Here is an 11,158-nt window from a genome sequence, read left to right on the forward strand (position 1 = left end):
CAGTGTAAGAAATTACCATGGAATGACTGAGTACAGACCAACTGCCAGCAAAGCGCCAATCACTGGTCCAACTAATGTAACAATTCCATATCCCCAGTTAGAATCTCCTTTTCCGCTGATTGGAAGAATGGTATGCGCCAGACGGGGTCCAAGGTCACGGGCCGGGTTCATAGCATATCCGGTTAATCCGCCGAAGGACATACCGCAGGATACGATAATTCCGAATACTAACAGGTTGCCTACGCCTGCAGGAGCTTCTGCCGGAAGACCCTTGATTGCAAATACCAGAACAAATGTTGCAACTACTTCTGCAAGGATGTTCATTGGAAGGTTTGGAATAGACGGCCCACAGGAGAATACGCCAAGTTTGGTTCCCGGGTCATCGGTTGCTTCAAAATGCTCTCTGAATGCAAGCCATACGATAATTGCGCCTACAAATGCGCCTGCAAACTGTGCTGCAATATAACCAGGCACCTGGCTCCACGGGAAACTTCCGTCTGCTGCCAACGCCAGTGTCAAAGCCGGATTAAAGCTTGCGCCGGATGCAGCGCCAAAAATAAATGCCGGTATCATAACTGCAAGACCCCAGGCAATGGTAATCTGGATAGAGCCTGCGCCCTTCATTCCTGATTTGTTCAAAGTTACGTTAGCAACTACGCCATCACCTAACATGATCAACATCATAGTTCCTACAAATTCTGCTATATATGGTAACATTTCGTGTTCCCCTTTCTGCCTTCAATCTACTTTTGTCTACTAGTCCTCTTTTGCCCAGCCATAGGAGTATTTTACAGCCTTATTCCATCCTATAACTTTCTCCGCTCTTTCCTCTTCAGAAATCTGAGGCTTGAAGGTCTGGTCAATTGCCCAGTTCTTGATAACGTCCTCTTTGCTTGCCCAGTATCCAACTGCAAGACCTGCCAGATAAGCAGCACCCATAGCGGTTGTCTCCACGCAGCTCGGACGGTTTACCGGAGCATTGATAATATCTGCCTGTGTCTGCATCAGGAAGTCGTTGGCGCTTGCGCCTCCGTCTACCTTCAGAGAGCTTAATTCAATGCCGGAATCTGCTTTGATTGCCTGCAGAACGTCATTTACCTGGAATGCCAGAGACTCTAAGGTTGCACGGATGATGTGATATTTGTTCACGCCGCGGGTAATTCCCACGATGGTTCCTCTTGCATACTGATCCCAGTGAGGAGCGCCCAGTCCTGTAAAGGCAGGAACTACATAACATCCGTTGGTGTCTTTTACTTTCTTAGCCATGTACTCGGAATCCGGAGCGCTGTCGATGATTCTCATCTCATCACGCAGCCACTGGATTGCAGCGCCGGCTACGAAGATTGATCCTTCTAATGCATAATTAACTTTCCCGTCGATTCCCCATGCGATTGTGGTTACCAGACCATTATTGGAGAATACCGGTTTCTCGCCGGTGTTCATCAATAAGAAGCATCCGGTTCCATATGTATTCTTTGCTTCGCCTGCGGTGAAACATGTCTGACCGAACAATGCTGCCTGCTGATCGCCTGCTGCTCCGCTGACCGGAATCGGGCCGCCGAAGAAGGAAGGATCTGCGGTTCCGTATACGCAGCTTGAGGGTTTTGCTTCCGGAAGCATGCTGGCCGGAATATTCAGTTCTTTCAGGATATCCTCATCCCATTTCAGATCGTTGATGTTGAACAGCATGGTACGTGCAGCGTTGGAATAATCTGTAACATGAGCCGCGCCCTTGGTAAGTTTCCAGATTAACCATGTCTCAACGGTACCGAAAAGAAGTTCTCCTCTTTCTGCACGTTCTCTAACGCCTTCTACATTGTCAAGAATCCATTTCAGCTTTGTTCCTGAGAAATATGCGTCAATTACCAGACCGGTTTTATCACGGAATGAATCTGCCAGGCCCTTCTCCTTCAGGCTGTCGCAATATTCAGATGTTCTGCGGCACTGCCACACAATTGCATGATAAACCGGTTCGCCTGTATTCTTATCCCACACAATCGTGGTTTCACGCTGATTGGTAATGCCGATTGCAGCGATGTCATCTGCGGAAGCCCCGATCTTCTGCATTGCTTCTACTGCAACTCCCAACTGTGTAGACCAGATCTCGTTGGCATCATGTTCTACCCAGCCTGGCTTTGGAAAATATTGTGTAAACTCTTTCTGAGCTACACTGCACATTTCACCCTTTTCGTTAAAAAGAATACATCTGTTGCTTGTTGTGCCGGCGTCAAGCGCCATAACATATTTTGCCATTTGTAAAATCCTCCTCCGTTTCAACTTGATAAAGCTATTATATCTTTTTTCCTGGTTTTTGTCATTAGACACATATACTTATTTGTACAATTTATTCATTTTTTACTGTGCATTCCCCATTTTCACAGTACATCTGCCGAAAACTCAGGCTGTCAACGTGGACTTTGTTGTGGGAAGCACCAAAATGCTTCCAAAAGGATGCTGCAGCATTGCCCGTATATTTTCCACAGCCGCCAGTACTTCTTCCTCCTGGGGGCCCTTCTTCATTGCCACACAGTCAAGCATGAAGTGACAGACAGATTTGACGATAAAGCTTTCTGCCAGGCAGTTCCCCTGCTTCTCCGACCAGAACCGCTTTCTGAGCTGTTCGTCCACCACCGGAATCAATTCCTCCATCAGCCGTTCTCTCCGGATGTTCTCCAAAACTTTCCGGTAGAAGAATCGGTTCTCTTTGATAATTCTTATCACCTTGCTGATCCAGTCTTCAAAGGTTTCATTCTCATCGTATGCAACCTGTTTTACAAAATCTTCATTGTAAAGCCACTCAATCACACCGTAAATATCCTGAAAATGATAATAAAAACTCTGCCGTTTCATATTCTTGCAGTCCATAATATCCTGTACGGTGATTTTGCGCAGCGGCTTTGCATGAAGCATTTCCTGCAGTCCGTCTGCAATCTTTCTCTTTGTATTACCCATCTCTCTTCCTCCTTTTCGCCCTGCTTTTTGGGCATAGAGGGGTGCCTTTCGGCGCTTCCTCCTTTTCGCCCTGCTTTCCAGGCGCAGAGGTGTACCCATGCGTCTCTCTTTCCGCCCTGCCTTCCGGCGCAGAGACCGCTATAAGGGTGTTTCCTCCTTACATATACCATATGTCCTGGTTGGTGGTTGAAACTGAAATTGCTCCGGCATTCAATGCGTCAATGACGTCTTCCTTATCCGTAATCAGGCCGCCGGCGATTACAGGCTGAACGCTCAGCTTATTGATCTTCTGTATAATCTTCGGCATAACCCCCGGCAGTATTTCAATAAAATCCGCCCGAATCTGCTTCCTTTGCTTCTCTATGCTCTGATAAGCTCTGGAATCCAGGACAAATATCCGAAAAACCGTATAAAAGGACAGCTCCTTCGCCCGATTAATCATATTCAGCCTTGTTGAAATAATTCCATCTGCCCTGGTATTTTTTCTGATATAGTCCACTGCAACCTCATGGGCGCTTAAGCCTTCCACCAAATCAATATGTACCAGGGCCATCTTACCGGCTTCCTTTACCCGTTCCACGATCCCGCTGATACTGCACAGATTTCCAAACAATACAAATACGATTTTTACATCAGATTCCAAGCACCGCTCAATTCCCTCAACATTTTTAACCGCCGCAATTACCGGGCAATCCGTCATTGCATCATAAAATTTCTGTTCCATAAGCCTCCATACCAGTTCCGTTCACTTCTCTCTACTCTTTCACCTCCTAAATAAACAAGAAAAAAGAGCAAAGCTAATAAACAACATTTCTGCTGTGCTAACCTTACTCTCCGTTCTCCAGGCACCTTGTTAACTTCTGTCTTGTGTTTTTATACTAGCACTTTCAACAGAAAAATTCAAGCCGTCTTTCAAAAAAAATAAAATTATGTCCAAAACGTTCAAATTCTGCCATTTCAATTTGGTTGAATTGTATAGTACTTCATACATCTTGAAACGAATGTCAAAAACCGCGCTGTTTTTTTGACACTTCTCATTTTTTGCCCTTGCAACCGCCTGCGTGAGAAGCTATAATACAGACACAGTCAAGCGTGACGGCTGATTCCCGTCACGAATAACTTAATTTTGCCCACTCTCTTTTAGACCAGGGTTTTGCTCCGGCAGAACCTCTGGTCTTTTCCATTTGTCCCGGTGCTCAAATAGAAAGCAGTTGAAAATCTTCTCTTCCTGCGATATACTCTACTGTGTTGCAAAGGTTTGGAACAGAATGAAAGTAAGAGAGGAGCTCCTATGCGTATCTGGTTTAAAATATGGAAAAACAATCATCTTCAAAAGGACACTGTAATCACCAATGACAGTGAGGACACACGCACCCACAAAATTTTCGACGCGCTGGAGCAGGCATGTTATGCCTTCGATCTGAGCAAGCCAATCTGGTTAGACGCTACGATTGCGGAATTCAAGCGTCACGGCAAAGCCCGGTTCTGTCAGGACAACTTTGTGGAAACCATTGATTTCGACTTTCTGGAAATTCATATCATAGAAGAATAAATCCTGAAACGGTCTGTTTATCTGTCTCTCTGACGTCTTACTTCATACATCAATACAGCCGCAGCCACCGCTGCATTTAAAGACTCCACCTGTCCGTCCATGGGGATTCGGATCAGCGTATCCGCCATCCCCGCCGTTTCCCGGCTCAGCCCGTTTCCCTCATTTCCAATCAGAAATCCCGCCGGCTTCCTGTAATCCGGCTGATGGTAGGCCATATCTCCCTCCAGATGGGCCGCATAGATGGAAATCCCCTGCTTCTTCAAAGAAAGAATTGTCTCCGGCAGATCCGGTGCAATGTAAAAGGGCATCCGGTACAGGGAGCCCATGGTGGCCCGGATGGTCTTGGGATGAAAAATATCCACCGTGTTTTTGTCCATAATAATGCCTGTCGCTCCGGCCCCTTCTCCCGTCCGTATCATGGTTCCCAGATTGCCCGGGTCCTGAATGCCTTCCAGAATCAGCAGATGGGGATTGCCCCGGTTCTCCTGCCCTTCCCTGCAGGCCCGGGCAGGCTTCCATAAATCCTCCAGGCGGTATTCCGGCATTTTGACCAGGCAGAGAATTCCCTGGGGCGTTTTGGTATCGCAGACGGTCCGAAACAGGCTGTCTGCGAGCACTTCAAAGGAATACCCCTGAATCTTCTCCCGCCGGCTTTCCTCCTGCAGAAAAGATTCAGAAACATACATGGCCTCCACCTGCTCTTTGGGGGCCTCCATGCACATTTTTATTCCTTCAACCACAAAAACCCGCTGCTCATAGCGGGTTTTTGCCTTTTTATTCAACTGTAAGATTCGCTTAATCTGCGGATTGGCAGAGCTAGTAATCATATCCTTTTCCTTCCGAAATTATACGCTTAAGTTTCTGCATACCTGGAACTGATACTCCGGAAGCAGCTTCTCCATAGCCAGAGCTTCGTCAATATCAAAGTCTACAAAATCTCCGTGACGGTATCCCACCACCCGGTTGGACTTGCCTTCGCACAGTAAATCCACAGCGTAAGCGCCCATGGTGGAGGCGTAAACACGGTCTTTACAGGTCGGGCTTCCGCCTCTTTGCATGTGGCCTAAAATCGTCGCCCTTGTCTCAAGGCCGGTAGCCGCTTCGATACGCTTGGCCATACTTGCGGAATGTCCGATTCCCTCCGCATTGATAATAATGTGGTGCTTCTTGCCCCGCTTACGGTTTGCAATAATATTATTTACTAATTTCTGCTCGTCATAGTCGTATTTCTCCGGCAGCAGAATGTCCTCTGCGCCGTTGGCAATTCCGCACCACAGCGCGATATAGCCTGCGCCCCGGCCCATAACCTCGATAATGGAGCATCTTTCATGGGAGGTGGACGTGTCTCTTACCTTGTCAATGGCGTCCATGGCCGTGTTTACTGCCGTATCAAATCCAATGGTATATTCGGTGCATGCAATATCCAAATCAATGGTTCCCGGAATTGCAACGGTGTTGATTCCCAGAGCCGCCAATTTCTGAGCCCCTTTAAAAGAACCGTCGCCGCCGATTACAATCATTCCGTCGATGCCGTGTTTTCTGCAGACCTCCGCTCCCAACGCCTGTCCCTCCGGCGTACGGAACTCGCTGCATCTTGCGGTCTGCAGAATCGTGCCGCCCCTCTGAATCGTATCTGAAACACCTTTTGCTTCCATGTCAACGATTTCCTCCTGAAGCAATCCGGCATATCCTCTCTTAATTCCCTTTACTTTCTTGCCCCGCGCAAGGCCCTGACGAACCACCGCACGGATTGCAGCATTCATACCCGGCGCATCTCCGCCGCTGGTAAGCACTCCGATTGTCTGAACTTCTTTTGCCATAACCGTCCCTCCTGTTTTCCTATCCTGAATTGTCTCTTACATTCTAATCTCTTTTGGAAAGATTTTCAATGCTCTTTTCTACAACTTTTACATTTTTTTCCCCGAAAATGTTAGTCAATGTGTTTACTTTTTCAGAGGAGACGTCAACGCTGCAGTTTACCGGCAGGCGTTTCATCATTTTTTCACCGGAAATATAGATGATAACCCTGTTTTTTCCAAATCCGTCCCGCAGCAAATCCAATACCTGTTCCTCCCGCTGCTCATACTCTTTTCGGGTGGCAAACTGCAGCCACAATTCCTTGGGGGTATCGTCAAAGGAATAGATTTTCTCGCAGATCAGCTTTCCGTTTTTCTCCTCCTCTGTGACCGCACGGCCTTTGATAAACACTTTTTCATCCACATTCAGAATGCTGCTGCATTTCTCATATATTTTAGGAAAAATAATCACTTCCAGATTGCCCACCAGATCCTCTAAGGTGAGAAACGCCATCGTCTGGTTATTTCTGGTATATTTGATGGTTTTATCCACAATCATGCCGCCTACCACGGCCAGTTCCCCGTCCTTTACCCTGGTCTGCCCGGTTTCCTCCTCCAGAATAAAGTCTGTGGTCACTCTGGTAATGTTTTTTTTCATTTTATCCGCATATTCTTCCAGGGGATGGCCGCTGATATAAATGCCCAGAACTTCCTTTTCAAATCCCAGATATACTTCTCTGGAATATTCTCCCACATCCGGAAGCTTCACCTCAAAATCCGCTTTCGTCTCCTCGTCCGCCAGATCAAACAGCGTCAGCTGGCCTGCCATGGTATTTTTCTTATTCTGGACAATTTCGTCCATAATCCCCACATACACCATCATACACTGTTTTCTGGTGGGGCCCAGATCATCCAGCGCGCCGGCTTTGATCAGATTCTCCACCACCCGCTTGTTGATTTCCTTGTCTGCCATCCGGGTGAGAAAATCATTGAGGCTTGTGAATTTCCCTCTCTCTCTGCGTTCTTCGCAGAGATTCTGAATAAATGCATGATTTACGCTTTTAATGGCGGACAGACCGTAACGGATTGCGCCGTCCGACACGGAAAAATTGCTCTCCCCGTCGTTGGCGCTGGGGGGAAGCACCTTAATTCCCATCTGCCGGCAGGTGAAAATATACTCTGATATTTTCCCGATATGCCCCATTACGGAAGTCATCAAAGCCGCCATATATTCCAGGGGATAATAATATTTCAGGTACGCAGTCTGGTAAGCCACCACCGCATAGGCCGCCGCATGGGATTTGTTAAAGGCGTATTTTGCAAAATCAATCATATCGTCGTAAATCTTATTGGCAATCCGCTCCTCAATCCCGTTGCTGATACAGCCCGGAACTCCTTCTTCCTGATTGCCGTACACAAAATTCTTCCGTTCCTTTTCCATCACAGAGCCTTTTTTCTTGGACATGGCCCGGCGCACCAAATCGCTGCGCCCCAGGGTATAGCCTGCCAGCTCCCGCACAATCTGCATCACCTGCTCCTGATAGACAATGCAGCCGTAGGTGGGCGCCAGAATCGGCTCTAACTGAGGACAGTCATAAGTGACGGAATCCGGATTGTTTTTCCCCCGGATGTAGGCGGGAATAAAGTCCATCGGCCCCGGCCGGTACAGGGAAATTCCTGCGATAATATCCTCCAGACTCTGGGGCTTTAATTCCTTCATGAAGCTTTTCATCCCGCCGCTTTCTAACTGGAACACGCCTTCCGTCCTCCCGGTTCCGATGGAATCCAGCACGGCTTTATCGTCAAAATCAATCCGGTCAATATCAAGCTGAACCCCCCGGCCTTCCTGAATCAGATTGACGGCATTCTGAAGCACCGTCAGGTTCCGAAGCCCCAGAAAATCCATTTTCAAAAGCCCCAGTTCTTCTAAAGTGGTCATGGTAAACTGGGTTGTGACGGCGCCGTCGCTTCCTCTGGAAAGGGGAACAAATTCATCCACTGACTTGGAGCTGATCACCACGCCCGCCGCGTGCATGGAGGTATGTCTGGGCAGACCCTCCAAACGCTTTGACATGTCGATTAATCGGGTGACGCTTTCATCGTTTTCATACAGCTCCCGCAGCTCCCGGTTCATTCCCATGGCCTTATCTATGGTAATTCCCAGCTCCGTGGGTATCTGCTTGGCGATGCCGTCCACAAAGGCATAGGGCATGTCCATTACCCTGCCCACATCCCGGATGACGCCCCTTGCCGCCATGGTACCGAAGGTGACAATCTGCACCACCCGGTCCCTGCCGTATTTCTCACTGACATAATCAATGACCTCCTGCCTGCGATCCACACAGAAATCAATATCAATATCCGGCATGGTAACACGTTCCGGATTCAGAAACCGTTCAAAAATCAGGCTGTAGCGGATGGGATCGATATTGGTGATTGCCAGCGTATAGGACACCAGAGAACCGGCTGCGCTGCCCCGCCCCGGCCCCACTGCAATTCCATTCTCTCTGGCAAACCGGATAAAATCCCACACAATCAGAAAATAATCCACATATCCCATCTGCTGAATAATATCAAGCTCGTATTGAAGCTGTTTCTCCAAATCCGCCAGAGGGAGCTTCCCCTTGCCCGGAATAAAAACCTGCTTCTCCCGGGCAAAACCCTCCTGTTCTGCCGGATATCTGCGAACCAGTCCTTCCCGGCAGAGCTTCTGCAGATATTCCCAGGACGTGTACCCTTTCGGTACGTCAAACTTCGGCAGCTTGGTGACGCCGAATTCAATTTCCACCCGGCACCGGTCCGCAATTTTCTGGGTATTCTCCAAAGCCTCCAGGGCGTAGGGAAACAGCTCCCGCATCTGCGCTTCGGATTTGACAAAATACTGGCCTCCTTCATAGCGCATCCGGTTCTCATCTGAGAGCTTTTTGCCGGTCTGCAGACACAGAAGGATATCGTGGGAATCCACGTCAGTTTCATACGTGTAATGGATATCGTTGGTGGCCACCAGGGGAATGCCGGTATCCTGGCTCAGCCGCATCAGCTGCTGATTCACATTCCGCTGCTCCGCCAGACCGTGATCCTGCAGCTCCAGAAAATAATTGCCGTGTCCGAAGGTCTTATCGTGCCAGAGGGCGGCTTCCTTTGCTTCCTCATAGAATCCTCTGGAAAGAAGCTTCTGCACTTCCCCGGCCAGACATGCGCTTAAAACAATCAGCCCCTCATGGTAAGTCTCCAGCACTTCCCGATCCACCCTGGGTCTGTAATAATATCCTTCCGTAAACCCTCTTGATACAATTTTCATCAGATTGGCATATCCCTGGTTGTTTTCCGCCAGCAGCACCAGATGGAAATACCGGTCCTCCCCTTCCACCTTCTCCCGGTCAAACCGGGAGCCCGGAGCAACATAGACCTCGCAGCCCAGAATCGGATTAATCCCGGCTTCCCGGGCCGCCCGGTAAAAATCAATCACTCCGTACATGACGCCGTGATCGGTGATGGCCGCCGCAGTCATGCCCAGTTCCTTCACCCGGGCCACGTATTCGTTGATTTTATTGGAACCGTCCAAAAGACTGTATTCCGTATGAACATGAAGATGTGCAAATGACATAATAGCTGTTCCTTCGTCTTATATGTATTCCGGATTGATAAAAGGAATCACAAGCTCCGCCGGTTTTCCCTTTACATCCAGTCCCCAGTAGCCGCTGTAAATTCCGTCTCCAAACCCGCTTGCAAACATGGGCAGCTTATACCTGGTATCCGGAATCTGCCAGAGGATAAAATCGCCGCCTTCTCTTTGGACTTCCGGAAATTTCTGACCGCTCTCTTTGAAAAATGCCGCAAAATAATCTGTGTATTTATTTTTGCCCGGATTTTTTTCCTGCCAGTTCTGAATAAACTCTTTGTATTTCTGGGCTACCTTTGAATCGGTAAAACACGCCATTCCCGTGTCTACGCCGAAAAATCCCCACACGCCGGATTTCCCCAGATCTTCGATTTTGCTTCCTTTGGGCATTGCAATCTCATGGCGAACCGACTCTTTGCCGCTGACTGTCAGCCTGGCCGCCACAATCCGCATTCCCGCAAGCTTTGAGGGACAGACTGCAAGTTCCACCGGATAGCTGCCTTTGGGAATCTGTTTTTCCAGGGTAATGGTATATTCGCTTCCCAGATAAGCCAGAGGATCTGCCAGCACCACCTCCCCGCTGGGGAAATCCGCTTTGCCGATCACAACTGTCTTTAACTTGCCGCTCTTTTGAAACAGGCCCCGGAATAATTCTTCCGGGTAAGTCTCCTGATTTAAAAATTTCAGATTCCTGTCAAAGGCTTCCTGCAGCGGGTTTTTGGCCCGTTCCCGAATCTCTTCTCCGGTCTGGGTATTGATAAAATATGCGCCGGTTCCATCTGAACGGAACTCCAAATCAGTGCCTGCCGGAAGATAAAAAACATTCACCACCGCCGGCTCAATATTTGCCAGTACATTAAAATCCACCACCGCCATATTGTCCGGGTTGTCCACATATTCCTGAGTATCCTTGTCTCCGAAGGCAATCCAGCCGTTTCCATGGCCCGCCTCCTGCCGGAAAAACCACCTGAGCCTGGACGTCCCCTCCAGAATTGATTTGCTGACAACTGTGCCGCCTGCCCCTTTAATATATTCTTTCATATCTGATTTCCTTCCTGTTCTCCATAATAAAGTATGTCTTTGCATATATCTTACCCTTATTTGCCAAAAAGTGCAATAAAAACTGTTACGGGATGATAGTGTAACTTTACTTTCGGGTTTGATTGGTCAGAGTTTACCACAAATGTTTTTCTCAAATAGAAATGACTTCTTGTTTTTTTTAGCTGTACTATAGTT

Annotated in this window: 9 protein-coding genes; 1 reads left to right on the forward strand and 8 read right to left on the reverse strand. The window is 48.3% G+C overall.

Annotated elements, in window-relative coordinates:
* Positions 1 to 12: 12 nt before the first annotated feature.
* The 4 genes from ACTO17_RS00915 to ACTO17_RS00930 all read right to left on the reverse strand — a co-directional run bounded on the left by ACTO17_RS00915 (position 13) and on the right by ACTO17_RS00930 (position 3,676).
* Complete coding sequence (locus ACTO17_RS00915) at positions 13 to 717, reverse strand: MIP/aquaporin family protein (protein WP_482556532.1); 705 nt, start codon at positions 715 to 717, stop codon at positions 13 to 15.
* A 39-nt stretch (positions 718 to 756) separates the two neighbouring features.
* Positions 757 to 2,253 carry a glycerol kinase GlpK gene (gene glpK / locus ACTO17_RS00920; RefSeq protein ID WP_482556533.1) on the reverse strand — a complete coding sequence of 499 codons (1,497 nt, stop codon included), beginning with the start codon at positions 2,251 to 2,253 and terminating at the stop codon, positions 757 to 759.
* Positions 2,254 to 2,397: 144 nt separating this feature from the next.
* Complete coding sequence (locus ACTO17_RS00925; RefSeq protein WP_482556534.1) at positions 2,398 to 2,952, reverse strand: hypothetical protein; 555 nt, start codon at positions 2,950 to 2,952, stop codon at positions 2,398 to 2,400.
* Between the two features lie 157 nt (positions 2,953 to 3,109).
* Complete coding sequence (locus ACTO17_RS00930) at positions 3,110 to 3,676, reverse strand: glycerol-3-phosphate responsive antiterminator (protein WP_482556535.1); 567 nt, start codon at positions 3,674 to 3,676, stop codon at positions 3,110 to 3,112.
* 567 nt (positions 3,677 to 4,243) lie between these two features.
* Here ACTO17_RS00930 and ACTO17_RS00935 point away from each other — a divergent pair.
* Positions 4,244 to 4,504 carry a hypothetical protein gene (locus ACTO17_RS00935; protein ID WP_482556536.1) on the forward strand — a complete coding sequence of 87 codons (261 nt, stop codon included), beginning with the start codon at positions 4,244 to 4,246 and terminating at the stop codon, positions 4,502 to 4,504.
* Positions 4,505 to 4,521: 17 nt separating this feature from the next.
* Here the strand turns inward: ACTO17_RS00935 and ACTO17_RS00940 are convergent, their stop codons facing one another.
* Genes ACTO17_RS00940 through ACTO17_RS00955 form a run of 4 tightly spaced genes read right to left on the reverse strand, consistent with a single transcriptional unit; the run spans position 4,522 to position 10,963 of the window.
* Entirely contained in the window at positions 4,522 to 5,331 is an 810-nt protein-coding gene (locus ACTO17_RS00940; protein WP_482556537.1) for a TrmH family RNA methyltransferase, read from the reverse strand.
* Positions 5,332 to 5,349: 18 nt separating this feature from the next.
* Positions 5,350 to 6,324 (reverse strand): 6-phosphofructokinase, encoded by a 975-nt coding sequence (gene pfkA / locus ACTO17_RS00945; RefSeq protein WP_482556538.1) that lies wholly within the window; start codon positions 6,322 to 6,324, stop codon positions 5,350 to 5,352.
* A gap of 43 nt (positions 6,325 to 6,367) precedes the next feature.
* The gene (locus ACTO17_RS00950) at positions 6,368 to 9,907 is read right to left on the reverse strand and encodes a DNA polymerase III subunit alpha (protein WP_482556539.1); all 3,540 of its coding nucleotides are present in this window, start codon (positions 9,905 to 9,907) and stop codon (positions 6,368 to 6,370) included.
* Between the two features lie 18 nt (positions 9,908 to 9,925).
* On the reverse strand, positions 9,926 to 10,963 hold the full coding sequence (locus ACTO17_RS00955; RefSeq protein ID WP_482556540.1) for an immunity protein Imm33 domain-containing protein: 1,038 nt from the start codon (positions 10,961 to 10,963) through the stop codon (positions 9,926 to 9,928).
* Positions 10,964 to 11,158 lie beyond the last annotated feature (195 nt).

Source organism: Petralouisia sp. (assembly GCF_056822245.1).